The 23,032-nt window shown below is 71.0% G+C and carries 29 protein-coding genes and 1 pseudogene; 18 read left to right on the top strand and 12 right to left on the bottom strand.

What is annotated here, in order from left to right; genetic code table 11:
- Nucleotides 1-69: 69 nt before the first annotated feature.
- Both ACH4TL_RS06660 and ACH4TL_RS06655 read left to right on the top strand, forming a co-directional pair.
- The gene (locus tag ACH4TL_RS06660) at nucleotides 70-648 is read left to right on the top strand and encodes a hypothetical protein (protein WP_398310910.1); all 579 of its coding nucleotides are present in this window, start codon (nucleotides 70-72) and stop codon (nucleotides 646-648) included.
- Nucleotides 649-652: 4 nt separating this feature from the next.
- On the top strand, nucleotides 653-970 hold the full coding sequence (locus ACH4TL_RS06655) for a hypothetical protein (RefSeq protein WP_398310913.1): 318 nt from the start codon (nucleotides 653-655) through the stop codon (nucleotides 968-970).
- A 43-nt stretch (nucleotides 971-1,013) separates the two neighbouring features.
- Here the strand turns inward: ACH4TL_RS06655 and ACH4TL_RS06650 are convergent, their stop codons facing one another.
- Nucleotides 1,014-2,990, bottom strand: coding sequence for a PE-PGRS family protein (locus ACH4TL_RS06650; RefSeq protein ID WP_398310916.1), 1,977 nt, complete (start codon nucleotides 2,988-2,990; stop codon nucleotides 1,014-1,016).
- Between the two features lie 156 nt (nucleotides 2,991-3,146).
- On the opposite strand from ACH4TL_RS06650, the gene ACH4TL_RS06645 reads away from it, so the two are divergent.
- The 3 genes from ACH4TL_RS06645 (at nucleotide 3,147) to ACH4TL_RS06635 (ending at nucleotide 5,143) form a co-directional block, all read left to right on the top strand.
- Nucleotides 3,147-3,638, top strand: a complete 492-nt coding sequence (locus ACH4TL_RS06645; protein WP_398310919.1) for a cupin domain-containing protein — start codon at nucleotides 3,147-3,149, stop codon at nucleotides 3,636-3,638.
- Nucleotides 3,635-4,033, top strand: coding sequence for a VOC family protein (locus ACH4TL_RS06640; protein WP_398310922.1), 399 nt, complete (start codon nucleotides 3,635-3,637; stop codon nucleotides 4,031-4,033). The genes ACH4TL_RS06645 and ACH4TL_RS06640 overlap by 4 nt, the downstream gene beginning before the upstream one ends.
- Nucleotides 4,034-4,213: 180 nt before the next feature.
- The gene (locus tag ACH4TL_RS06635; RefSeq protein ID WP_398310925.1) at nucleotides 4,214-5,143 is read left to right on the top strand and encodes an ADP-ribosylglycohydrolase family protein; all 930 of its coding nucleotides are present in this window, start codon (nucleotides 4,214-4,216) and stop codon (nucleotides 5,141-5,143) included.
- Nucleotides 5,144-5,215: 72 nt separating this feature from the next.
- Here the strand turns inward: ACH4TL_RS06635 and ACH4TL_RS06630 are convergent, their stop codons facing one another.
- Nucleotides 5,216-5,857, bottom strand: coding sequence for a TetR/AcrR family transcriptional regulator (locus tag ACH4TL_RS06630; RefSeq protein ID WP_398310928.1), 642 nt, complete (start codon nucleotides 5,855-5,857; stop codon nucleotides 5,216-5,218).
- 96 nt (nucleotides 5,858-5,953) lie between these two features.
- Between ACH4TL_RS06630 and ACH4TL_RS06625 the strand changes: the two genes are divergently transcribed.
- Nucleotides 5,954-6,250 carry a hypothetical protein gene (locus ACH4TL_RS06625; protein ID WP_398310931.1) on the top strand — a complete coding sequence of 99 codons (297 nt, stop codon included), beginning with the start codon at nucleotides 5,954-5,956 and terminating at the stop codon, nucleotides 6,248-6,250.
- Nucleotides 6,251-6,306: 56 nt separating this feature from the next.
- Here the strand turns inward: ACH4TL_RS06625 and ACH4TL_RS06620 are convergent, their stop codons facing one another.
- The gene (locus ACH4TL_RS06620; protein ID WP_398310934.1) at nucleotides 6,307-7,380 is read right to left on the bottom strand and encodes an alpha/beta fold hydrolase; all 1,074 of its coding nucleotides are present in this window, start codon (nucleotides 7,378-7,380) and stop codon (nucleotides 6,307-6,309) included.
- Nucleotides 7,381-7,493: 113 nt separating this feature from the next.
- Here ACH4TL_RS06620 and ACH4TL_RS06615 point away from each other — a divergent pair, with 113 nt between their 5' ends.
- Nucleotides 7,494-8,231: a TetR/AcrR family transcriptional regulator gene (locus tag ACH4TL_RS06615; protein WP_398310937.1), complete on the top strand. Its 738-nt coding sequence runs from the start codon at nucleotides 7,494-7,496 to the stop codon at nucleotides 8,229-8,231.
- Between the two features lie 12 nt (nucleotides 8,232-8,243).
- Here the strand turns inward: ACH4TL_RS06615 and ACH4TL_RS06610 are convergent, their stop codons facing one another.
- Nucleotides 8,244-8,627: a winged helix-turn-helix transcriptional regulator gene (locus tag ACH4TL_RS06610; protein WP_398310940.1), complete on the bottom strand. Its 384-nt coding sequence runs from the start codon at nucleotides 8,625-8,627 to the stop codon at nucleotides 8,244-8,246.
- 101 nt (nucleotides 8,628-8,728) lie between these two features.
- Between ACH4TL_RS06610 and ACH4TL_RS06605 the strand changes: the two genes are divergently transcribed.
- The gene (locus tag ACH4TL_RS06605; protein ID WP_398310943.1) at nucleotides 8,729-9,124 is read left to right on the top strand and encodes a RidA family protein; all 396 of its coding nucleotides are present in this window, start codon (nucleotides 8,729-8,731) and stop codon (nucleotides 9,122-9,124) included.
- Here ACH4TL_RS06605 and ACH4TL_RS06600 read toward each other — a convergent pair.
- A complete protein-coding gene (locus ACH4TL_RS06600; RefSeq protein WP_398310946.1) occupies nucleotides 9,121-9,534 on the bottom strand; it encodes an ATP-binding protein in 414 nt (137 codons plus the stop codon). The genes ACH4TL_RS06605 and ACH4TL_RS06600 overlap by 4 nt on opposite strands.
- Before the next feature lie 87 nt (nucleotides 9,535-9,621).
- Here ACH4TL_RS06600 and ACH4TL_RS06595 point away from each other — a divergent pair.
- The 3 genes and pseudogenes from ACH4TL_RS06595 to ACH4TL_RS06585 form a co-directional block, all read left to right on the top strand.
- Nucleotides 9,622-9,786, top strand: a pseudogene (locus ACH4TL_RS06595) (hypothetical protein); the annotation flags it as partial.
- Nucleotides 9,787-9,811: 25 nt separating this feature from the next.
- Nucleotides 9,812-10,195: a DUF5753 domain-containing protein gene (locus tag ACH4TL_RS06590; protein ID WP_398310949.1), complete on the top strand. Its 384-nt coding sequence runs from the start codon at nucleotides 9,812-9,814 to the stop codon at nucleotides 10,193-10,195.
- 64 nt (nucleotides 10,196-10,259) lie between these two features.
- The gene (locus tag ACH4TL_RS06585) at nucleotides 10,260-10,502 is read left to right on the top strand and encodes a DUF397 domain-containing protein (protein WP_398310952.1); all 243 of its coding nucleotides are present in this window, start codon (nucleotides 10,260-10,262) and stop codon (nucleotides 10,500-10,502) included.
- On the opposite strand, the gene ACH4TL_RS06580 is transcribed toward ACH4TL_RS06585, so the two are convergent.
- Together ACH4TL_RS06580 and ACH4TL_RS06575 are read right to left on the bottom strand one after the other, a co-directional pair.
- The gene (locus tag ACH4TL_RS06580; protein ID WP_398310955.1) at nucleotides 10,486-11,385 is read right to left on the bottom strand and encodes a DNA-3-methyladenine glycosylase family protein; all 900 of its coding nucleotides are present in this window, start codon (nucleotides 11,383-11,385) and stop codon (nucleotides 10,486-10,488) included. The two genes, ACH4TL_RS06585 and ACH4TL_RS06580, sit on opposite strands and share 17 nt — an antisense overlap.
- Nucleotides 11,386-11,388: 3 nt before the next feature.
- Entirely contained in the window at nucleotides 11,389-11,757 is a 369-nt protein-coding gene (locus ACH4TL_RS06575; protein ID WP_398310958.1) for a VOC family protein, read from the bottom strand.
- Between the two features lie 99 nt (nucleotides 11,758-11,856).
- Between ACH4TL_RS06575 and ACH4TL_RS06570 the strand changes: the two genes are divergently transcribed.
- The gene (locus tag ACH4TL_RS06570; RefSeq protein WP_398310961.1) at nucleotides 11,857-12,315 is read left to right on the top strand and encodes a MarR family winged helix-turn-helix transcriptional regulator; all 459 of its coding nucleotides are present in this window, start codon (nucleotides 11,857-11,859) and stop codon (nucleotides 12,313-12,315) included.
- Between the two features lie 11 nt (nucleotides 12,316-12,326).
- On the opposite strand, the gene ACH4TL_RS06565 is transcribed toward ACH4TL_RS06570, so the two are convergent.
- The gene (locus ACH4TL_RS06565) at nucleotides 12,327-13,538 is read right to left on the bottom strand and encodes a cytochrome P450 (protein ID WP_398310964.1); all 1,212 of its coding nucleotides are present in this window, start codon (nucleotides 13,536-13,538) and stop codon (nucleotides 12,327-12,329) included.
- 87 nt (nucleotides 13,539-13,625) lie between these two features.
- Nucleotides 13,626-14,084 carry a hypothetical protein gene (locus tag ACH4TL_RS06560; protein ID WP_398310967.1) on the bottom strand — a complete coding sequence of 153 codons (459 nt, stop codon included), beginning with the start codon at nucleotides 14,082-14,084 and terminating at the stop codon, nucleotides 13,626-13,628.
- A gap of 146 nt (nucleotides 14,085-14,230) precedes the next feature.
- Here ACH4TL_RS06560 and ACH4TL_RS06555 point away from each other — a divergent pair, with 146 nt between their 5' ends.
- The 4 genes from ACH4TL_RS06555 (at nucleotide 14,231) to ACH4TL_RS06540 (ending at nucleotide 18,950) form a co-directional block, all read left to right on the top strand.
- Nucleotides 14,231-14,575 carry a PadR family transcriptional regulator gene (locus ACH4TL_RS06555; RefSeq protein WP_398310970.1) on the top strand — a complete coding sequence of 115 codons (345 nt, stop codon included), beginning with the start codon at nucleotides 14,231-14,233 and terminating at the stop codon, nucleotides 14,573-14,575.
- A complete protein-coding gene (locus ACH4TL_RS06550) occupies nucleotides 14,575-15,570 on the top strand; it encodes a hypothetical protein (RefSeq protein ID WP_398310973.1) in 996 nt (331 codons plus the stop codon). The genes ACH4TL_RS06555 and ACH4TL_RS06550 overlap by 1 nt, the downstream gene beginning before the upstream one ends.
- Before the next feature lie 128 nt (nucleotides 15,571-15,698).
- The gene (locus ACH4TL_RS06545; protein WP_398310976.1) at nucleotides 15,699-18,125 is read left to right on the top strand and encodes a SpoIIE family protein phosphatase; all 2,427 of its coding nucleotides are present in this window, start codon (nucleotides 15,699-15,701) and stop codon (nucleotides 18,123-18,125) included.
- 135 nt (nucleotides 18,126-18,260) lie between these two features.
- On the top strand, nucleotides 18,261-18,950 hold the full coding sequence (locus ACH4TL_RS06540) for a polysaccharide lyase family 7 protein (protein ID WP_398310979.1): 690 nt from the start codon (nucleotides 18,261-18,263) through the stop codon (nucleotides 18,948-18,950).
- Nucleotides 18,951-18,977: 27 nt separating this feature from the next.
- Here ACH4TL_RS06540 and ACH4TL_RS06535 read toward each other — a convergent pair whose 3' ends face one another.
- Complete coding sequence (locus tag ACH4TL_RS06535) at nucleotides 18,978-19,688, bottom strand: TetR/AcrR family transcriptional regulator (RefSeq protein ID WP_398310982.1); 711 nt, start codon at nucleotides 19,686-19,688, stop codon at nucleotides 18,978-18,980.
- A gap of 123 nt (nucleotides 19,689-19,811) precedes the next feature.
- On the opposite strand from ACH4TL_RS06535, the gene ACH4TL_RS06530 reads away from it, so the two are divergent.
- Both ACH4TL_RS06530 and ACH4TL_RS06525 read left to right on the top strand, forming a co-directional pair.
- On the top strand, nucleotides 19,812-20,945 hold the full coding sequence (locus ACH4TL_RS06530) for an FAD-dependent oxidoreductase (protein ID WP_398310985.1): 1,134 nt from the start codon (nucleotides 19,812-19,814) through the stop codon (nucleotides 20,943-20,945).
- Nucleotides 20,942-21,652, top strand: a complete 711-nt coding sequence (locus tag ACH4TL_RS06525; protein WP_398310988.1) for an alpha/beta fold hydrolase — start codon at nucleotides 20,942-20,944, stop codon at nucleotides 21,650-21,652. The genes ACH4TL_RS06530 and ACH4TL_RS06525 overlap by 4 nt, the downstream gene beginning before the upstream one ends.
- A 10-nt stretch (nucleotides 21,653-21,662) precedes the next feature.
- Here the strand turns inward: ACH4TL_RS06525 and ACH4TL_RS06520 are convergent, their stop codons facing one another.
- Nucleotides 21,663-22,559 (bottom strand): hypothetical protein, encoded by an 897-nt coding sequence (locus ACH4TL_RS06520; protein WP_398310991.1) that lies wholly within the window; start codon nucleotides 22,557-22,559, stop codon nucleotides 21,663-21,665.
- An 8-nt stretch (nucleotides 22,560-22,567) separates the two neighbouring features.
- Entirely contained in the window at nucleotides 22,568-22,942 is a 375-nt protein-coding gene (locus tag ACH4TL_RS06515) for a peptidase inhibitor family I36 protein (protein WP_398310994.1), read from the bottom strand.
- Between the last annotated feature and the right edge of the window lie 90 nt (nucleotides 22,943-23,032).

Below are 23,032 nucleotides of genomic sequence, written 5' to 3'. Positions count from 1 at the left end.
TACGACACGGTGACGGTCGGGCCCCGGATGCCGCCGTACGGCCGTCCGCGCCGTGGCAGAGTCATGCCCATGCAGACCTTATTGCCTCGGCGGCGCAGACGCGTCGCCGCTCTCCTCCTGGGCGCCGCCCTCTCCCTGACCGCCTGCGGTGAGCAGCGCGCCACGACGGCCGCCACCCCGGCCCCCGGCTCCAGCTCCCCCGCCGCATCCCCCTACGTCGAACCCGGAGCGGGCGACGGCGCGCCGCACTACCGCGAGAACAACGCCTACCGCCTCCCCGGCGAGATGTCCCCGGCCAGCGCGAAGGACGCGCGGAAGGAAGCCGCCCGGATCGAACCCGTGCTCAAGCGGCTGTGGGGCGAGAAGAAGTGGGACCCCAAGAGCGTGCGCGCGGCGATGCTCAAGCTCGGTTACAAGGAGGAGCGGACCGGGCCGAAGGGAGAGCGGCTCGGCGGGACGCTCACCGTCCAGGGGATGTCCTCGCGCTTCGAAGGCGACCACGACGTCACCCCCGAGGGCGCCCGGATCGGCCTCCGCGTCCACGACGACGCGTGCGTCACGGCGTACGTGCAGAAGACCAACTACGTGGTCACGACGAACGGCCCGTACCCGGAAACCGGCTGCTTCGAGCCGCCGAGTGGCCACTGAGCCGGTGCGCCGACGGATCATCGCCGTGTGGGCGGGACTGTGCCTGGCGGGCGCCGCCGCCACCTCCGCCCTCGATGCCGTATCGTCCACGGCCCCGCCGGAGTCCCCGTACGAAGAACCGACGCCGACGCGCACGTACCCCGTCGACTGCCGGGAGATCGCCGACGAGATCGAGCGCGACCGCGCCGGGGCCCGGCGCACACGGCAAGCAACGCCCGGCCCGTCCGCCACCCCCGGCGGCCGGGTCCGCTTCACCGCCAAGAGCTGGTCGGTACCGGAGGAATGCGTGGACGAACTCGAAGACCGCGGCCTCCGCCGCTGAAGTCGGACACGAGCCACGGATTTGACGGCGCGGGTCTTCTCCGTCACTGGATCCGGCGGACCATCTGCCGCATGACGTCGACGGGCAGCCGTGGGTGGCGGGCCGCGTCCTCCGCGGTGTCAGCGTCCCGGAGCAGCCGGACAAGGACCCGCCCGGGCAGCCGTGGGTGCCTGGCGGCCGCGCGGCGTACCCGATCGTCCGCGTCGTCGAGCAGCCGTACCGCCGAGGCGGCCGACAGCCTCGCGTCTTCGGCGGCCCGCAGACGTACTTCCGTATGGGGGGCGCGGCTGAATCGCTCCACCAGTTCGGTCGTCGAGTCGGGGTCGTCCAGGGCCAGTTGGCGCATACGCGGGTTCGGGTCGTCGGCGTACCGGAGGAGGTCCTGGCGGGGGAAGTTCGGATGGCCGTGCGGCCGGTCGGGGTGGCTGAGGCTTCCGGTCCACCACTGCCACACCTCCACCAGCATGTCGGCGGGGGCGTCGTCGCAGGATTCGGCGAGGAAGAGCCGCACGACACGGTCTTCGTCCCGGGCGAGGAGTGCGACGGCCTCCGGCGGAAGGCGCGCGGCGCGGGCGACGCTCCTGCGCACCAGAAGGTGCGACGAAGCGGCCAGGCGGCGCATGGCGTCGGGGTCGTCGTGCAGCGCGGTGACCCAGTCGAGCGCGTGGGAGCCGGTGTTCGGGTCGATCTCGCTACGCACACCTGCCCGCTGCTCCTCGGTGAGTTCAGGGCGTACCGATATCGCGAAGCGCACGGAGGCGTCCGGGTCCTGGGCGAGGACTGCGACCAGGTCCGGGGCGAGGTGCGGGTTGCCCGCGAGGGAGCGGCGCTGGGACGGGGCACCGTGACGAGCCAGATGGTCGGCCAGCCCGGGGTCCAGGCGGCACGTTCCCACCGCGCGATCACCGCATTCCCCGGAGTCGAAGGTCGCCCGGGGCAGCGGCTGGTCCTGATGGTGGTGCAGCAGCGCTTCCGCGCGGACCTCGGCATCGGGGTCGGTGAGCAGCTGCTGTCGCGCGGAGCCGTCCAGATGCGGCCAGGCACCGGGGCAGGCAGATGCCCGTACCGTCGGATCGGAGTCGGCCACCAGGGCGGTCAGCATCGCGGGAGGCAGTCCGGTCAGGCGGGCGCTCTCGCCGCGGATCCGGGCCGAGGAGTCCGTGGCGAGCTGCTCGTACGCGCTATCGGTGAGCTTGACGCGCCGGTCCGCCGCGATCGTGGTGAGGATCCACCGGTGCTTGTGGTCCGTCTCGCCGAGGATCAGGCGAGTCCACTGTTCGGCCGTGAGGTTCGGCTGGGCTTCGGCCAGCAACTGCCGCACCTTCCACCGCGGGTGGGCGATGGCCGCCTCGACGATCGCGCCCGGCAGCCTCCGCCACAGAAGGTGATGGGTCAGGCCCAGCAACCCGTGCTGGACGTCGTCAGGCGCGGCTTCGTTACGCGCCAATCCGTGCGCCCACAACTCGCGAAACCTCTCCGGCGGGCCCGGGCTCCGGAACAGCGATGCCCAGGCCGCCTCCCGCTCCCCAGGCGTCTCCCGGGCCGCCGCCTGCGCGGCTGCCTCCTGCCGTGCCTTCACCTGGTCCACGGCGACAAGCCAGACCTCGTACTCCTCGGACGTCGCTCCCAGCAACGCATCCCCGTCGGTGGAGATCGCGACGAATTCCGGCTGCCCGGGGCGCTCCCCCAGTACCCCGGCAAGGTCCCACCGCTCGGTCAGCCGTACCCGCGTCCAGCGCCGCGGCGCGCGGCCCGTCCAGGATCCGCCGACATCGATGAGGAACACCCCGTCCTCGTCGATGATCCCGTGCTCGACCGCGAGCCGGAACCACTCGGCGTTGACCTGGCCGACCACGTCCGGGTCGGCTGCCCGTACGGTGGCGGTCGGCCGGGCATCACCCGCGATGACGGGACGCCATGCGGCCCGGGGCGACGACACGTTCTCGCTCTGCCCCTCCCCCACGATTTCCAGGCCGGCGCGCCTCAGCAGCCGCGTGAGCTCGTCTCGTCCACCGATCATGGCTCCATCCTCGCCGAGCCGACTGCCCGGCGAGTCGGCGGCTGCTCGGTGAAAACGCATACCGGACCAAGGAGGAGCTGCGCTATCGATTGACCCACGATTCCGGCAGCGGATTGCTCCCTACGAAGGGTCACCTCGGCCCATAGAGTCCTCACCATGACTGAGAGAACGCCAGCGACACTGACCCGCCGAGCGGACGCCGAGACCTGCGCCGACCCCAGCAGCGTGATGACCCTGCTGGGCGAAACACAGGGCCCGGGCGGCGGGTTCACGAGCTACCGGTCCACCTTCGCCAAGGGCGCCGTGGGGGCGCCCGCCCACTTCCACACCAAGGCCACGGAGCTGTTCTTCGTGATCGACGGGGCGCTCCAGGTGCTGATCGGCGAGGAGATCACCGTCCTGAAGGAGGGCGACTTCCTGGCCGTGCCTCCCCACACCCCGCACGCCTTCGCCGCGGCGCCCGACGCCGAGGCGGACGTCCTGTTCGTCTTCACCCCCGGCATGGGCCGGTTCGACTATCTGCGCCTGATCGGCCGCGTGATGCGCGGCGAGGCGGACCCGAAGGAGATCGCCGAGTCCGCGGAGCGCTTCGACAATCACTATGTCGACAGCCCGGTGTGGCGCGCCGCCCTGGAGCGCAACGCGTGATCGACGCGACCACCCACATCCGCCTGGCCCGCCCCTCGCGGGACCTCGCCGCCGCCGAACGCTTCTACGTGGACGGCGTCGGGCTCGACGTGCTGTGGCGGACCACCGAACGCGTCCCGGGCGAGCACGATCTCCTGATGGTCGGCCCGCCCGCCGGGTCCTGGCACATCGAGCTGACCCACGACCCCGAGCACCCGCTCGACCCGACCCCGACGGTGGACGACCTGTTCGTGGTCTACCTGGGCGCTCCCGTGGACGAGGCCCTGATCGACCGCCTGCTGACCACCGGCGGCACCCGGGTGCCCGCACACAACCCGTACTGGGACGCACAGGGGGTCACGATCGCCGACCCGGACGGATACCGCCTCGTCCTGAGCGCCCGAGCGTGGGCCTAACCCACCAGTGAGCACCCCACCCCGGCCGCGCCTACGCGCACGGCGGAACATCCCCCAGCATTCAGCACTCGTCAGGAGCCCACACCGTGCGGCATTGCGCACCGCAGTCGACGAGTCCCGCTGGCCAGGTCTCAGCCAGCTGACTCACCGCGTCCTCCTCGGACTCAGTAGCCTGTCCGAGTGAACTGGAGCGAACGGGCAGCCGGTGCGGTCATAGGCGCAGCGGTGGGCGACGCGCTGGGAGCTCCGTTCGAGTTCGGCCCGGCGGGAGTGTTCTCTGCCCGCTTCCCGGTAGGCGGCGTCGGGGGCGAGATGTGCGGGGGAGGCGGCTGGGATCCGGGTGAGGCGACGGACGACACGCAGATGGCAGTCCTGGTCGCCGAATCTTTGAGCGAGCAGGGCAGGCTGGATCTGCCGGACATCTTCGCCCGCTTCCAGCGGTGGGCCGCGTCCGAGCCGAAAGACATCGGCTTGCAGACCGAAGACGTGCTCACCAATGGCATGCCCTGGGACTTGGCCGCCGCCATCCACTTCCAGGTCAACTTGCGGGCGGCGGGCAACGGATCGCTGATGCGGGCCTCCACATCAGCGGTCTACTTCGCCCGCGACGGACAGCAGGCCACCATGGATGCGGCACGGCGCATCGCTGCCCTCACCCATGGCGATCGCGCCGCCTGGGAAGGCACTGCCGTCTTCCACGAACTCCTGCGCCTCGCGCTCCACGGTGACGATCCTCTTGCCGCGCTCCCGGACATCCTGGACCTGGTGCACCCCGGGCACCGGGACCGGTACGCGGCCGTCCTCGCTCCCGGCTGGCACCCTGAGCAGGCCACCGAGTTCAACGGCGCCGTGTGGCCCTGTCTGGGCTCCGCCGTGTGGGCACTACGCACCACCAGCAGCTACGAAGAGGCGGTACGGGCCGCGATCGACCTCGGCGGCGACACCGACACCGTCGCCGCCGTCACCGGCGGCCTCGCCGGCGCCTGCTACGGGCCGGACACCATTCCCACCCGGTGGACCGAGCCACTTCATGTCCCCCTCCCGGGCTTCGGCAACCGGACATTGCGACTACCGGAACTCCTCCGCCTTGCTCACCGCCTCGTGACCTGACCCACGGCTTTGCCCCGGATGGGCCTCGCCCCTCCACCAGACCGGTGCGGCTCCCGCTCGACTCCCTCCGAGCTAAGACCGACCGGCAAATGGATCACTTGAGGCGGCGGGCAGCGGGGCGCCTGGCAGCGCCTCAGCGCGGCCTGAGGCCGTCCATGAGCAGGTCGAGCAGGCGCCGGGCCTGGGCAGGTTCTCCGGACTTGGCGGCGACGGCGAGCAACCGAGGATGCTGGCGGAGACGTCGTCGGCGCGAGCGTCGGCGCGGATGTCCCCAGCGGTGGCGCCGGCGTCAAGGATCGTGGTGATGGCCGACAGGAGCTCCTGCCGGGTGTGAGCGAGGGAGATTTCGCCGGAATCGATCATGGCGAGCAGGGTGTCGGTCATGCCGTGCTTGGTGGCCTGCCATTCCGCGAACAGGTCCATCCACAGACGCAGCGCCTGCGCGGGCGGGTGGTTCGCGAGCAACTCGCGTGCCCCGGCCGTCAGTCGGACGACCTGGTCCTGACAGACGGCGTCGACGAGCGCTTCCCGGGTCGGGAAGTGGCGGAAGACGGTGGCGACGCCGACGCCCGCATGTCGAGCGATTGCGCGCATCGATGGCTCGGTGTCGGAGGTGGCGAAGGCGCGGGTGGCCGCCGCGAGCACGGTCTGGCGGTTGCGCGCGGCGTCGGCGCGCAGCTGCTGGTGGGCTGCCGGGGATGGTTCGGTGGCCATGTCTAAACGGATCACGTTCCATTTGAGTCGGTCATCGGGGTGGTCTAGGCCCGAGATAAACGGGACGCGTTCCGATTAACCCCTGGAGGAGACCTCATGGCCGAACCCGTTTCCGCGCCGGGCACCATGCACACGCTGCGCTTCCACGAGAACGGCGAGCCCGCCGACGTCCTGCGCCTGGAGACCGCTCCCGTGCCCGAGCCGGGACCCGGCCGCATCCGCGTCGCCGTGCACGCGTGTGGACTGGCCCCTGCCGACTGGGCGCTGTGCCGCGGGCTCTTGCCCGGGACCCTGCCGCGCGGCATCGGCTGCGACGTCCCCGGCCCCGCGCCCCGGGTGTGTGCGCCGCCGCCGCATCCCCCAGCGGGGGCGGGGCCAGGTGGCCGCCGGTGATGCACCGGCGGTGACGGCGAGCCTCGGGCTACGACAAGCTCACCGGGTCACGCGCCTCATCGGGCGCTGGGGACCGTGGGCAGGACGCGGGTCAGGAGGAAGTCGAGGAAGAGCTCGGGCCGCTTGTACGCGGCGAAGTGACCGGCGTCCTCGATCAGGGTGAACTCCTTGACCGGAGCCTGGACGTCGTCGAAGAAGGCGCGTGCGCGAGCGGGTGTGTTCACCAGGTCGCAGGCGCCCTGGACGACGAAGAACGGGACGTCGAACCGGTTGCCGTCCGCCCAGTCGTCGAAAGAGGCGGTGCCCGGCAGTACGGCAGCGGAGACCATGAAGCTTCTGAAGAAGGTGACGATCTCGCGTAAGGAGTGCAGCGGCGAGTACCACAGCGACTTCGTCACCACGGACTTCATCGCGGCGATGGCATGGGGGTCGGTGGCGGAAGCGAAGCGGTTGAAGTGGCTGAACTGCTCGGCGCTCCAAACGCGCTGATCGGGGCCCATGTCCCGCACGGCGGCCAGCTCCTTCTTCTTGCCCGCCTGCTCCAGTCGGTCCAGGACAGCGTCGTAGTCCGAGGTGTCGCGGCCGCCGTCGAAGATCTTCTGATCGGTTCCGACATACGCGCCGACCAGCTCGGGGTGGTCGCGCGCGACGCGCATTGCTATGGCGCTGCCGAAGGAGCATCCCAGCAGGACGACCCGCCGCACGCCGAGGTGCACCCGTAGGTGCTCCACCACTTCCACGGCGTCCCGCACCAGCCGCTCGAACGTCAACTCACCCTGACCGTCCGCGCCGGAGCGGCGCAGGGTCTTTCCGGTGCCGCGCATGTCCCAGCGCACCAGGGTGACATGCCGCTCCCAGTCGCGGGAGACGGTCGCCAGCACCGAGTTGGACGAGCCGGGGCCGCCGTGCAGTTCCACCACGACCGGGTTGGCCCGGTCCTCACCCCGGACGGAGAGCCACTGATCGAGCCCGCCGATCCGCACGAAGTACCGCTCGTCGATGCCGTGGCTGCCGGTGATGCGGAGACGGCGGGCATTGCCGGAGCGGACGATCGCGCGGTGCGCGAGGAGACCCGCCACAGGGGCGGCAACGGTGGCGCCGACAGCGGCGGCGATGACGGTACCGAGCATGGGAACCCCCAGAAGCCGAGAAACCGTGTATGTGTTACACGGTTAATTTCTGTGTATGTTATACGCAGTTGTTGGACGGATGGCAACACCGCTGCGGAAAGGAGGCCGGTACCGTGCCGGCGAACAAGGAGAGCAACCGGGATCCGGGCGCCAGCCTCGCGCTCCTGTGGGGTGACGCCGACAGCCGTCCGCGGCGAGGACCGAAGCCGAAGTTCACGCCCGCACAAGTGGCCCGCCGTGGCGTCGAGATCGCCGACGCCGAAGGTCTTGAGGCCCTGTCCATGCAGCGGGTGGCCGGGATGCTCGGGGTCACCACGATGGCCCTCTACCGCTACGTCCCCGGCAAACCCGATCTCATCGACCTGATGGTCGACGAGGTGCTCAGCGATCCGCCCGACCTCGGCCGCGTCCCGGGCGACTGGCGCGCCCGTCTCGAAGCCTGGGCCCACGCCTGCTGGGACGTCTACCGCGCCCACCCCTGGATCCTTACCGCGACGGGCCTACGACGACACGCCATGGGCCCGCACCAGCTGGCCTGGCTGGACACGGCCCTGGCCGCCCTTGAACCCACCGGCCTCGGCGCCCGCCACCGCCACGACGCCGCCATCCTCGTCCTGAGTCTGGTACGCAGCCTCACCCAGCAGGCGCTCGACAGCACCGAGGAAGGCGACGAGGAGTGGGACCGACTCACCACTCACCAACTCACCGTGCACGCCGAGCGGTTCCCGGCCCTCACCCGGGCCGTCACCGAGGGAGCCTTCGCCCCCACCGATGACGACCCCCTCGCCTTCGGCCTCACCTGCGTACTCGACGGCATCCAGGGGCTCGTGGAACGCGCCGACCGCACATAGGGCGCGCTGAAATCAGGTGGCGAACCGACCGCGCGCTTCCTCGATGTGGCCGAGGTACCGGTGGGTCCAGTCGCACATGGTGTCGACCGTGACACGCAGCGCCCGGCCCGGCTCGGTCAGGGTGTACTCGACCCTCGGCGGCACGGTGGGGTGCACCTTCCGGTCGACCAGGCCGTTGCGCTCCAGCATGCGCAGGTTCTGCGTGAGCATCTTGTGGCTGACGCCCTCGACCTCCTTCCGCAACTCGCTGAAGCGCAGGGTGCGTTCGCCGAGCGACTCGATGATCAGGAGCGCCCACTTGTTGGCGACGTCCGAGAAGATCTCCCGCGCCAGCGAGTCCGCGCGCCTCAGGTCCGCGTCCTCGGGCAGACCCTTGAGTTCCTGCTTGGTCACCATCTGGTTCCCCAGTCACTGAAAAGTGCGTTCTTCCAGGTCGGCCGCCACTCTCCTACGGTTTCCGAGTAACCGCAAGAGAGCACACCAGGAGGGCGAACAGCATGTCCGACGTCTTCAACCACAACATCCCGGCCGAGAGCGCCTTCGGCTACTCGCAGGCGATCAAGTCCGGCGACCTGATCCACGTCTCAGGACAGCTCTCGCTCGACGCGGCGGGCGAGTTCCGCCACGCGGACGACTTCGCCGCCCAGCAGAAGCAGACGTACGTCAACGTGGACAAGATCCTCGACCACTACGGCGTCACCCGGAACCAGGTCGTCTCCCAGACCCTGTACGTGGTGGACCTCCGGCAGAACGCCGACGCGGCGGCGGACGGCAACCTGGCGTACTTCGGCGGCCACCGCCCGGTCAGCACGGTCCTCGGCGTCACCGAACTGACCTTCCCCGGCCAGCTCATCGAGATCAGCCTCGTCGTGGACACGAAGCTGGGCGCCTAGAGCCGGACGCGAGCCCAGACGGTCTTCCCGACGACGCGCTCACGTACGCCCCACGCCTCGGCGACCCCCTCCACGATCGCCAGCCCGCGCCCGCGCTCGGCGTCCGGCGCCGCGTCGCCGATCACCGGCAGGCCGTCGCCGGGGTCGGACACCTCCACCCCGACCAACTTCTCTGCGTCGTATGCGATACGCACCTCGTAGTACCTCCCGGGTACGCGGCCATGCCGTACCGCGTTGGTCGCCAGCTCGGAGAGGACGAGCAGTACGACCAGGGCGGAGCCAGGAGCCACGCCCCACGTGCTGAGTGCGGCCTCGGCGGAGTGGCGAGCGCGGTGGACCGATGGGGGTACGGGCGTGAACCTCTTCATCCAGCCATGGATGGGGACGACGTCGTGACTTTCTGCGTTCATGCCTCAACTGTGGGTGTCAACGACTAGCTTGACCAGGGGAAACGACTCAACGCTGTAAAGCGTCAAGTCCAGTCGAACACCCATTGAGTGACGTTGAGTGGCGTTGAGAGGGCGACAGAGGCGGCCAAGCCGAAGAGGAGAGATGCGGCATCACCGACCGTGCAGTACTTCGCCGGCGTGCTGAAGCTGCTGCGCCAACAGGCGGGATTGACGCAGGGCGAGCTCGGCGAGCGGATGGGGTACACCGGCTCCGCCGTGAGTGCGGTGGACCCGCGCGTTGTTCGACGACGCCTTCCCGCCGGTCGAGGCAGACGAGGCGGATCGTCTGGTTGCGGCCCGCTTGGACCGCAAAGCGCTGTTCGACCGCAAGCCTGTGGCAGTCATCAACGTGATCATTGAGGAAGCGGCGCTGCACCGACTCATCGGCGGGCTTGAGATCATGCGATCCCAGTACGCGTACCTCATCGAGTGCGCGCAGCGCCCCAACGTGGTCATCCAAGTCATGCCGCAGAGCCGAGGCGGACACGCTGGCCTCCCGGGCCCGATGACACTGATCGAGACCCCGGACGAGGCGACCCTCGTCTATCTGGAGGGCCAGGGGAAGAGCTGCTGGTTTCCAAGCCGGACGAGGTCGGTGTCCTGTCCCGCCGCTATGCCATGATCAGGACCCAGGCTCTCGGGCCCGAGGAATCCGTACGCTTCATCGAGCAGTTGATGGGTGAGCTATGAGCAGACTCGTATGGTTCAAGAGCAGCTACAGCGACAACACGGGCGGCGAATGCGTCGAGGTCGCCCTCGACTGGCACAAGTCCAGCTACAGCGACAACACCGGCGGTCAGTGCGTCGAGGTGGCGCAGACCCCCGCCACCGTCCACGTCCGGGACTCCAAGATCCCCGACGGGCCGAACCTCCGGATACCCGCCGACGCCTGGTCGGCCTTCCTGGCGACCGTCACCCACCGCAGGTAGCCGCCGCCATGCGGGAGCGCAGCAGGAGGGCGACCCAGCTGCGGTAGGGGCGCCACGCTTCCGCGATCCCGGCGAGCCGCGAGAACGCCGGGGCCTCGCCCAAGCCGTACTCCCTGGCCACCGCGCGGTGCACGCGGGGTTCGGCGGTGGGGAAGACATCGGGGTGGCCCGCGCCGCGGATCAGGATGAGTTCGGCGGAGAACGGGCCGATCCCCGGCAGCGACTGAAGGTCCTTCAGGGCCCGGCCGGCGTCCGACGACCGCAGCGCCGAGGCGTCCAAGCGGCCGTCCAGGGCGGCTTCGGCGATGGCATGCAGGCGTTCGACCTTGACGTCGGTCAGGCCCGGGATGCGCGTCAGGCTCAACAGCACCGCCGGGGCCGGAAAGGCGTGGAGTCGCTGGCCCGCGACGTCGACGCGCCGGCCGTGGTCGCGGGCGAGGCGGGCCTTGATGGCGGCTGCCTGGGCCATGCGGATGCGGTGGCCGATGACGGCACAGGCGGCGGCCTCGTACGGGGAGTGGAAGCAGACGGGCCGCAGCCCCGGGAACTCGGCCTGGAGGCTCGCCACCACGGAGTCCCGCTCACCGACGGCGGGGAATCCGGTGCCGTCGATGTCCAGGGAGAGGATTCGGGCGATCTGGTTCCGGGCGACCTCGATGTCGGCATGACCGGTGAACTCGGCCGACACGAGACCGGGTTCACCGACCGCCTCCTTCTGGCGCAGGGCGCAGCCGATGACGCCCTGGTGGTCGTCGGCGGGAAAGGCCAGGCGCAGCACGCCGTCCGCCGCGTGGTCGTAGGAGGCGGGGGTGAAGCCCTCCAGGAACCGGATGGACGAGGCCAGGGAGAACGGGCCCTGGGGGATGAAGGAGGCGGTGGTCACGGGTCAGGCTCCGTGCGCGGTCAGGACGTAGCCCTCGGGGCCGACGAAGGAGAAGAACGGGCCGAACGGGCTGTCGGCGAGCGGCGTCAGGACCGTGACGCCGTCCTCGACGAGCTTGTCGCGCAGGGCCTGGGCGTCGGGGGTGGAGAACCACAGGGCGACTCCCAGCCCCGGGCGGCCGGAGTCCAGGTCGGTGCCCGGCAGCGGCTCGCGTACGGCCATCGGGCAGGGCTTGGTGTCGAAGACGACCGCGCCGGGCGGCGAAGCGGGGGTGCGGCGCAGGCCGAGGTGGGTCTCGCAGAACGTGGCCGCAGCCTCCACGTCACGGACCTGGAGGGCCACGAAGTCGGGGCCGTCGATGCTGATGGACATGGGTGTCCCCTCTCGGATCTCTCGGATCTCTCGCGTCAATGTCAGGACTTTGACATGCGCCACGCTAGACGTGGCCCACAGGTGTGTCAAAGTACTGACATGGAGAGTTCGCAGGCGGAGCCGCCGCACCCGGCCGAGGACGTACTCGATCACGTGGGCTACCGGCTCAAACGCGCACACGCCGCGCTGCGCGGCGCCATGGACCAGGCGCTGCGCGAGCACGGCCTGACCGTGCCGCAGTACGCCTGCCTGGAGGTGCTGGCGGCCCGGCCCGGCATGTCCAACGCGGACCTCGCCCGCGCCACGTTCGTCACCCGCCAGTCGATGAACGTCGTGCTGCGCGGGCTCCAGGAGGACGGGCTGCTCGCCCGCCCCGACACCGTCGGCCACGGCCGCGCCCGCCCCGTCACGCTGACCGACGAGGGGCGGCGCCGACTGCACGCGGCGCAGGCGTCCGTCTACGCGATCGAGGCCCGCATGGTCCGGGCCGTCCCCGAGGAGCGGCTGGCCGGGCTCCTCGAAGACCTGGACGGCGTGGCGCGAGCGCTCAAGGGCTGACGGTCAGCCCCTCACGGCGTCTCCCAGGTGACCGGCAGCCTCCGCACGCCGCGCGTGGTCACGCCCACCTTCCACTCCACGTCCCGTTCGGTGTCGGCGAACCGCAGCCCCGGCAGCCGCTCCAGCAGCGTCCGCAGGGCGATCTGGAGCTCCATCCGGGCCAGCGGCGCGCCCAGGCAGTGGTGCGGGCCGTGGCCGAAGCCGATGTGGGTGGCCTCGTGGCGGCGCAGGTCGAGTTGGTCGGAGTCGGTGTAGACCTTCTCGTCGCGGTTGGCGGAGTTGATGGCGACGACCACGGGCTCACCGGCCCGTACGGTCACCCCGCCCACCTCGACGTCCTCGACCGCGTAGCGCGGCTGGAGGCTGCCGGAGCCGAGCGGGGTGAAGCGCAGCAGCTCCTCGACGGCCTGCGGTACGAGGTCGAGGTCCGCGCGGAGGGCGGCGAGGTGTTCCGGCCGGGTGAGCAGGACGTAGAGGAAGTTGGCGATCTGCGTGGCGGTGGTCTCGTGGCCCGCGATGAGGATCGACTCCGCGAGCGACAGGAGCTCGTCCTCGGACAGCCGGTCGTCGTTGTCGCGCGCCGCGACGAGGGAGCTGAGCAGATCGTCCTGCGGCGCGGTGCGCCGTTCGGCGACGAGTCCGGCCATGTAGTCCCGCAGCAGGGTGCGGTAGCCCTTGATCTCCTCCAGCGTGTACTTCGTCGTGGAGAGGAACGCCTCGGACCACAACCGGAAGTCGGCGCGGTCCTCGTACGGTACGCCCAGCAGCTCGCAGATGACGGTGATCGGCAGGGGCAGGGCGAAGTCCTCGACGAGGTCGGCGGGGGCGCCGTCGGCCCGTATCGCGTCGACCAGTTCGTCGGCGATCTGCTGGGCGCGGACGCGCATGCGCTCGATCTGGCGGACGGTGAACGCCTTCGTCACGAGCCGTCGCAACCGGCTGTGTTCCGGCGGGTCGAAGGTGCTGATCGTGCCGGGGCCGGGCGCGTACGGCCGTACGCGCGGCGCGTCGCGGCCGACGGCGGCCGCGCGGCTGAACCGCGGGTCGCCGAGGACGAGCCGGGCGTCCTCGTAACGGGTGGCCAGCCACGCCGGTTCCCCGTACGGGAGCTGGACCCGGGTCAGCGGCTCCTCGCGGCGCAACTGGGCGTATAGCGGGGCGAGTTCGAGCTTGTCGGCCCCGAAGGGGTAGGTCAGGGGCTCGGCGGGCCGGGCGGACGTCATGCACCCTCCTCGGCGGCCGGTGTGGGGGATGATCGGCCGCCTCGGAGCGCATTGTCCACGCCTCCGCATCAGGGAGATCATTAGAGATCAGCGTCTGATGCGGGGGCGGCCGCTCTCCAACTCCTCGCGCGCCACCTCCACGAACGCCTCGCGCCGCTCGCGCTTGACCGGCGACCGCCCGCGGTCGCTGCGCATCAGCGCGTGCAGCTCCTTCGTGTAGTCGTGGGCGGCCTGGGCGGTCCTGGTGGAACACACCAGCTCGACCCCCTTCTTGGCCAGCCACAGGTCGTGCAGCTTCTCGTCCTCGGGGTCGTCGAGGGTCGGCATGCCGAGCTTGCGGCGGTCAAGGATCAGCTCGACCCGTTGGACCGCCCTCAAGTACTCCGATATGGCCTCCTTGCGCTCCGACCGTGTCGCGTCCGCGCGGTGCCGCTGATCGCGCTGCACCTCGACGCGGTTCGCCAAGTACTGCCCGACGAGGGTTCCCGCGGTCCCGAGCAGAACGCCGATCAGGGCGAGAACCGTGCTGTCCGTCACTCCATCCACGGCCCCTAGCTTTGATCATGATCAGGCGATCCGCCATACCGCCCAGTCCAGTCCCCCACGCTTCAGGGGCCGTTGACAATCGTCACGGCCCCACTACTCTGAAAACGAACTAGTTGTGGATCACGAGTAATCCGCCGGGAGGGCAGATGGCACCGACGGACCCATCGGCCGGATGGCTGCGCGGAACCTTGCAGTTGAGCGTGGCCGCGGTGCTGGCCGAAGGCGACCGGCACGGCTACGCGCTGGTGCAACGGCTCGCCGAACACGGCCTCGGAGCGGTGCGCGGCGGAGCGCTGTACCCCGTACTCGGCCGGATGGAGACCGACGGCCTGGTCGCCTCCCGCTGGGAGCCGGGCGAGGGCGGACCTGGGCGGAAGGTCTACCGGCTGACCGACGCCGGGCGCACCCGGCTGCGCGACGAGATCGCGCACTGGCAGGAGTTCTCCGCCGCGATGGATCGGCTGATGAAGCAGACGGAGCAGGAGTTGTGATGAGCGAAACCGCGGACACGTGGGAACTACGGACCCGCTTCGCCCTCGCCGAACGGTCCGTGGGGAACGACGTGAGCGACACCGTGCTGGCGGAAGTGGCCGCGCACTGCGCGGAGAGCGGCGAAAGCCCGGAGGAAGCCTTCGGCCGCCCGGACGACTTCGCCGAGTCCGTGGCGGCTGAGCGGCTGCCCGCCGACGTACGGGCCGGCGCCGACCCCGACGCGTGGACGACGGCCGACTACGCCTTCGTCGTGACCGCGCAGTTGGGCTTGATGGCCTTTATGGCCGGGGCGTACGAGCTGGTGACGAACGGCCTCATGGCCGATGTCACCGCCGCGGCCCTCATCGGCTGCGCCGCTGTCGCCGCCGCCGTGGCCGCCTTGTACGGCGCACGGTTCGCCGTGCACGCCGGGTCCCGCGTGCGCGCGACCGCCTGCGGCGTCGGCGTCCTCGTCGCCATCGTGCTCGCCGCTGTCGCGTTCATGGGGGCGCCCCACACCGTAATCGCCTCCGTGCCGACCCCCGCCCTCTGCGCACTGGGCATCGCGCTCCCCGCCTGGGCGCTGTTCTCCCGCCCGTCGGCCGAGCCCGTCCCCGCTCCCGAACCGCTGTCGTCCGAGGCGTGGCTGCGCAAGCTGCCGCGCCTCCTGGAGGGACGCCACGCACTCCCCCGGGCCCGCGCCGCCGAACTCACCCGGGAGGCCGGCCGCCACCTCGCGGAAACCGGGAGCGAGCCCGAGGAGGAATTCGGCCCGGTCGCGGCCTACGCCCGCCAGCTCGCCCGAGCGGAAGCACCACGGCAGCACTGGTGGCAGCGCAACGACGTGCGGGACGCGATCAGCACCGCGCTGTTCGGCACGTATCTCGTGATCAACCTGCACAGCGACGGCTCGGTGTGGCTGTCGGTCATGGCCGCGATCGGCACCTACGCCAGCGCGACATCCCTCATCGGCCACCTGCGCCGGAGCGCCAAGCGCGACCGGCAGGCCCCCTGAGCCACCATCGCCGGATCGGATGGACACGCACCGCGTCCGCCCCTCTCCACCGTGTTATCGACCGGCCCGTCGGCTCGTTTGAAGGCCCCCGACCGGAGGTGCATGCTCGGAGAGGAGGAGATGGGCGCATGAACGCCGAGGCCCCGGGGACCGCCGTGATCACGGTCGACGAGTCCGGCATCGTCACGGGATGGAACCGCGGTGCCGAACGGGCGCTGGGGCGTGCCGCCGGGGAGGTCGTGGGGCGGCGGGCCGGGGAGTTGGTGGTGCCGGAAAGCGGCGGGGAGCCGTTGTGGGACGGGCCGCCGGGGCGGGACGACTGGGCGGGGTGGCTGTCGCTGCGGTGTGCCGATGGCCGGGTGCTGCGGGTGCGGGGAACCGGGCACCGGCTGGTGGGCCGGGACGCGCGCGGTCAGTGGGTGCTGGTGGCGACGGTCGGGGATGCCACACCGGGGCCGCTGGGGGCGCAGGAGGTGGAGGGGGCCGTTGTGGACTGGTTGTTCTCGCGCTCGCCCGTGGCCGTCACCATGTACGACACGGACCTCAAGTGCATACGGCAGAACGCGGCCATGACGCGGCTGTCCGGGCTCCCCGAGGCCGACCGCAAGGGGAAGCGGCTGCCGGAGGTGATGTCGGGGCCCGACGCGGCGGCGTGGGAGCGGCGGCTGTGGCGGGTGCTGGAGACGGGCGAGACGGCGTTCAGCGGGGAGATGCGGGGGCGGTTGCCCGCGGATCCGGACCGGGAGTGTGTCCTCATGGCCTCCGCCTCGGCCCTGCGCGGCACGGACGGGCGGATGCTCGGGCTGTGTACGACGGTCATCGACGTGACGCAGGAGATCCGGTCCCGGGAGCGGCTGACGCTGCTGAACGAGGCGAGCACCCGCATCGGCAGCACGCTCGATGTGATGCGCACCGCGCGCGAACTCGCCGACGCGATGGTGCCGCGGCTCGCCGACTGGGTCACCGTCGATCTGCTGGAGACGCTGCTCAGGGGTGAGGAGCCGGGCCCGTTCACCGGGGTGCTCGCGCTGCGCCGGGCGGCGAACCAGTCGATCATCGAGGGGACGCCGGAGGCGGTGCGGCAGCCGGGCGAGGTGGACATCTACCCGCCGTACACGCCCGCCGTGCGCTGCATGGCGACGGGCCGGTCGGCCCGGCACCGGGTCACGGACCGGGACATGCGGGACTGGCTGGCCCGGGACCCCGCGCGGGCGGAGAAGTTCCGGGAGTACGGATTCCAGTCGATCATGGGGGTGCCGATCCGGGCGCGCGGGATGACGCTGGGCATCGCCATGTTCTACCGGCGGACCAAGGAGCCGTTCACAGAAGACGATCAGCTGCTGGCCGAGGAGCTGGTGGCGCGGGCCGCGATCTGCCTGGACAACGCGCGCCGTTACGACCGCGAGCGCTCCGCCGCGCTCAGCCTCCAGCAGAGCCTGCTGCCGCAGGGGAATCCCGCGCAGGCGGCGGTCGAGACCGCGTCCCGGTATCTGCCCGCGGGCGGCCGGTCGGGGCTGGCGGGCGACTGGTTCGACGTGATCCCGCTGTCGGGGGCGAGGGTCGCGCTGGTCGTGGGCGATGTCGTCGGCCATGGCATCAGCGCGGCGGCCACCATGGGACGGCTGCGCACGGCGGTCCGTACGCTGGCGGACGTCGACCTGCCGCCGGACGAGCTGCTGACGCATCTGGACGACGTGGTGATCCGGCTCGCGGCGGAGGCGGAGTCGGAAACGGAGGACGGTGGCGCCCGCGAGGACGCCGGGGACCCCGCCATTCTCGGCGCGACCTGTACGTACGCGATCTACGACCCGGTCGCCCGCACCTGCTCGCTCGCCCGGGCCGGGCATCCGCCGCCCGCCGTGGTCACCCCGGACGGCAAGGCGCGGCTGCTCGATCTGCCCGCCGGTCCCCCGCTGGGCCTGGGCGGTCTGCCGTTCGAGGCGGCGGAGGTCGAGCTTCCGCCTGGGAGCCTGCTCGCGCTCTACACCGACGGGCTGCTCGGATACCGCGAACGGGAACGCGAACTGGACGGCGCGCTGGACGCGTTGTGCCGGACGCTCACCGACCGCGCGCCGTCCCTCGACGCGCTGTGCGACCGCGTGCTCGGCGATCTGCTGCCGGACCACCCGGCCGACGACGCCGCGCTGCTCATCGCCCGCACCCAGGCGCTCGGCACGGACCGGTTCGCCGTACGGGATCTGTCGGCCGACCCGGTCACCGTCTCGTCGGCCCGCTCGTGGGCGTCGCGCCGCCTCGACGCGTGGGGGCTCGCGGACGCCTCGTACATCACGGAGCTGGTGGTGAGCGAGCTGGTCACCAACGCCATCCGGCACGCGGAGGGCCCGATCCAGCTGCGGCTGATCCGCGACCGGACGCTGATCTGCGAGGTGTCCGACGCGAGCAGCACCTCGCCTCATATGCGCCGCGCCCGGCTCTCCGACGAGGGCGGCCGCGGTCTGCTGCTGGTCGCGCAGCTCACGCAGCGCTGGGGCACCCGGCACACCCATACGGGCAAGACCATCTGGTGTGAGCAACTGGTCGGCCCGGCCAATTGAGTTCACACCCCTGAACGGAATCTGTGAAAATGAAGAACTCCGTTCATTGATATGGACACGTCACCACCCCTCCCCTACGTTGCCCTGGTCCGGACCATGACGTCCGGACGGACCATGACGACTGGAGGTGGGCACATGCCCGCGTTACGCAGACGGGTCAGGGTGGGCGTCGCCGTCGGCGCCCTCGTGGCCGCGCTGACGGGAACGGCGACCGCGCACGGGGCGACGGCAGCCGGACCGCTCGCCGATCCGACCGACGGATGGACGCAGACGTCGTACACGTACAGCATGCAGAAGCCGTACGACCTGGACCTGAGCGAGCGCTACAGCTACAACTCCAGCACCAAGACCCACACCATGTGGGTGAACGCCTCCGACGAGCCCTTCGAGGAGGGCAGTTCGACCAATCCGCGGACCGAGATGCGGTGGAAGAACGACTACACCTCGGGCAAGCACATGTGGGACGCCGATGTGTACGTCCCGTCCGGCACGAACGGCGCGGACATCATGCAGATCCTGCGCACCAAGCGCCCCTCCGGGACCCCCGCCACCGACATCATGTTCCGCGCGTCCAGCGCGAACGGCGGCACGCTCAAGCGCTATACGAACGAGGTCATCAAGACCGGGATCTACAACACGTGGTGGAACCTGAAGGTCGCACACGACGCGAGCGCCGGAACGATCCAGGTCTACGCCGACAACAAGCTCGTGCTGACCGCCGACGACCGCGGCGAGGCGACGCGCTACTTCAAGAACGGCGTCTACCACCACGGTTCGGGCAAGGCCGAGGCCCGCTTCCGCAACGTGCGCTACTGGACGAAGTAGACCCGGCAGCCGGACGCCCCGGCGCGGCTACAGCGGCGTCGGGACGTCCGGCACGGGGGTGTGCGCCGCACCGTTGATCAGCACCTGGAAGCCCCAGATCAGCCGCTCCCGGGGCGACCCGGAGAGCAGCAGCGGACCCAGCGCGGCGATGCGCGGATGGGTTCGCTCCGAGGCGCCCATCACCCCGGCGGCCATCGCCTCCCAGTCCTCCTCGTTGTGGCGGTCCTCGTCGGCGCCGCGCGAGGCGTGCTCGGCGGCGGTCGCCGTGCCGTACTGGAGCAGGGAGTCGACCAGCCACGCCGCCCGGTCCGGCGCGATCCCGCCCTCGTGCAGCAGCGCCAGCACCGCCTCGATGAGGTTCAGGAAGTGCTTGCCGAAGGGGCGCGCGGATACGGCCGAGCGGGCGAGGCCGGGGTGCTCGAACAGCAGCTCCGTGTACGAGAGCAGGATCCGCACCAGCCGGTCGCGCCAGGCGCCCTCGGCGGTGACCGGGCCCAGGTCGACCCCGGCGAGGAGTTCGTCGAGGACCGCCGCGTGCAGCTCGGCGGTGTTGCGGACGTACACGTAGAGCGAGGCGGGACCGGTGTCCAGCTCCCGCGCCAGCCTGCGCATGGTGACCCGCTCCAGGCCCTCGGCCCGCATCAGGTCGACCGCGGTGGCAATGATCCCGTCCCGGGTCAGGGCCGGTTTCGCCGGGCGTTCGCGGCGGCTCGGGCGCGCGGCGGAGTTCCCTGTCATGGGCGCATGCTATCTCGCGGTGAACGCGTTCGTGACGAACATGTTTGCCACGAACATGTTCGTTCCCCTACGCTCCTCCCGTCCGCACGACAGGGATTCACCGCTTCGCCGGGGAGGCGCCGTATGTCCACACCCAGCATCGCGATCGTCGGAGGAGGGCTGGGCGGGCTGACGCTGGCGCGCGTCCTGCACACCCACGGCATCGCCTCGGCCGTGTACGAACTGGACGCGTCGCCGACCGCCCGCGACCAGGGCGGCACGCTGGACCTGGACGAGGAGTCCGGCCAGCGCGCGCTGACCGCCGCCGGGCTGCTCGACGACTTCCGGGTGCTCAGCCGCCCCGAGGGCGGCGAGCTGCGCATGCTCGCCAAGGACGGCTCCACCGTGCTCCACCAGCCCGCCCCGGACGACGGCGGGCGCCGCCCCGAGATCGACCGGTACGCGCTGCGCGGGCTGCTGCTGGACTCCCTGCCGAGGGGGACCGTCCGCTGGGGGCACAAGGTGCGCTCGGTCGCCGCCCCCGCCGCCGGACGTCCCACGCTCGTTCTGGCCGACGGCGGGACCGTGGAGGCGGATCTGCTGGTCGGCGCCGACGGGGCCTGGTCGAGGGTCCGGCCGCTGCTGTCCGGCGCGCGGCCGGTCTACTCCGGGGTGACCCTGATGGACGGGCAGCTGGAGGACGTCGACACCCGGTACCCCGCCCTCGCCGAACTCGTCGGCCACGGCACGATGTTCGCCCTCGGGAACGAGAAGGGGGTGATCGCGCAGCGCAACGGCGGTGAACGGATCCGCGTCTACAGCGCCCTCAAGGTCCCCGAGGCGTGGGCCGCCGCACCCGAAGACGCCACCGAGCGCGTCCTCGACCTCTTCCCCGACTGGGACGACGCGCTGCGCGCCCTGATCGCCGAAAGCGACGTCCCCCTCGTCCCCCGGCCGATCCACGCCCTGCCCGTCGGCCACCGCTGGGACCGGGTGCCGGGCGTCACCCTCCTGGGAGACGCCGCCCACCTGATGACCCCCTTCGCGGGCGCGGGCGCCAACCTCGCGATGCTCGACGGCGCCGAACTCGCCCACGCCATCGCCGCCCACGACGACCTGGAGACGGCCCTGACCGCGTACGAGACGGCCCTCTTCCCGCGCGCCGAGACCGCGTCCGCCCTCTCGGCCACCAACCTCGACGACTTCCTCCGCCCCGACGGCCTGCGCCGAGCGCGGGACCTCTTCACCTCCCACACCTCAGGAGACGACGCCCGATGACCACACTCCGCCGCCCCTACCCCGGCCTTCCGCTGACCCTGACGGACGTGGGCGAGGGACGGCCCGCCCTGCTGCTGCACGGCGGCGCAGGTCCGGCCAGCATGACCGCGTTCATCGACCACCTCGCCCCCACCCACCGGGTGCTGGCCCCCACCCACCCGGGCTGGGACGACACGCCCCGGCCCGACTGGTTCGCCGGTGTGGACGCCCTCGTGGAGACGTACCTCGACCTGCTGGACGACCTCCGGCTGCACGACGTCCTGGTCGTCGGCAGCTCCTTCGGCGGCTGGCTCGGCACCGAGATGGCCATACGCGACCGGGGCCGCCGCCGCGTCGGGCAGCTGGTGCTGGTGGGGGCCATCGGCCCGGAGGTCCCGGGGCACGAGGTACGGACGCCGCCCCAGACACCCGGCGCCCCCGGACCGTCCCCCGAGTCCATCCGCACCATGCTGGCCTACACCGGCCCGGCCATGACCGACCCCAAGCTGCTGCACCGCCTCGGCCGCATCACGGTCCCCACCCTGGCGGTATGGGGCGAGCACGACCCCGTGGTCACCCCCGACTTCGGCCGCGCCTACGCCGCCGCCATCCCGGACGCCCGCTTCGAGCTGATCCCCGAAGCGGGCCACCTCCCCTGGCGGGAGGCCCCGAAGGCCGTGTTCACCACCGTCGACGCGTTCGCGTCCGCCGGGGACGGACCGGCCTGACCAGGTCCGGCTAGGTGTCGGTGGCGCGTCGTACGGCAGCGTCCCGTAACGTGCGCAGCCGTACGAGGCCGGACCGCCGGTCGCCCGCCACCGCCTTCTCCGCACGCTTCTGCGCCTCGGTGACCGTCCGCGCGAGACCGGTCTTCCGCTGGCAACTCGCGTCCTGCCGGGAGAGCTTCAGCTCGTGGCGGGCGACGGCGCGGAGTTCGCCTTGGTCCGCCGCGGCGCGACGGAGCCGTTGGTCCACGGAGCTCCGTGGGTCGTCGAGCGTGCCGGCCCGGACGCCCGCGTCGCGCATGCAGCCGCTCCATCGGCGCTGGGCCTTCAGATACCGGGAATCCTTGTGTACGGCGGACACGACCTGCATGGCCAGCACCTGGTAGGTGTTGTACAGGCGCTCGTAGTCGGCTCCGTACAACGTGTCGCGGGCCTTGGTGAGACACGCGTCGGCGTTGTAGAAGAACTCCTGCCTCCCCGGCAGTCGGACATGGACCCGGTGCGCCGTCGTTCCGAGCAGGGCCTCGCGCCACTCGCGCTCACCGGAGCGGGCTTTGTTGGGGTCACGGGGCATCCGCGTGTTCAGCCGCGAACTGGTGATGCCGTAACCGTCCTGGCGGGCCTGCTCGGTGGTGAGGAGCCAGTACGGATTGCCGTCCTCGGGGTCGGGGCGGCCGGTCGCGAGGCCCTCCGGTTCGTAGACGTGGCCACGCCTGCGCATGCAGTCGGCGATGAGGCGCTCGTTCGCGGCGTGCAGGGCTTGTCTCTCGTACTGACCGTAGGCGAGGACGCCGCCGAAGGGGCGCGGGAGCACCGGCTCGGAAGGGGTGCCGCCGGAGTTGGCGCATCCGGCGGCACCCAGGATCCCGAGGAGCAGCGTCGCGCAGGCGGCGTTGATCCGGTTCCTCATGGCGAGGGTTACGCCGGTTGGCACCAGTGGTTGGACGAGACGTGCGGAAGGTTGGAGCCGATGGACGCCCATCCCGTGCCGCGGTTGAGCTCGTAGTGGGAGCCGCTGTAGTTCTTGCCGGTGTAGACCCACACATCGCACTGTGTGCCGTTGTTGTACAGCGAACCTCCCTGCATGTAGTAGAAGTAGACGTATTGGGTGAGGTCCTTGTTGTTCTCCCAGACCCGCTGCGGCGTGCCGCCGGTGTAGCTCTCGGACAAGTAGGCACACAGCGCGCCGGAACTGCAGCCGGACGGCGCGGCCTGAGCGGCGGGCGCGGCCACGACCGCCGCGGTGGCGAGCCCCGCCGCGGCGGCGAGCACGGCCATGGATCGAGCGAACATGCGATTTCCCCTGTCAGTGACGATCCCGGCCCGTTCTTCGCGTTTCGAACGGGCACCCTCATAAGGGCCGAAACAAGACTGTCCGAGCGG

The organism is Streptomyces sp. NPDC021115, assembly GCF_044333065.1.
Taxonomy (GTDB): domain Bacteria; phylum Actinomycetota; class Actinomycetes; order Streptomycetales; family Streptomycetaceae; genus Streptomyces.
The sequence above is the reverse complement of the archived record's forward strand: the minus strand, read 5'-3'. Positions and strand labels throughout refer to the sequence as shown.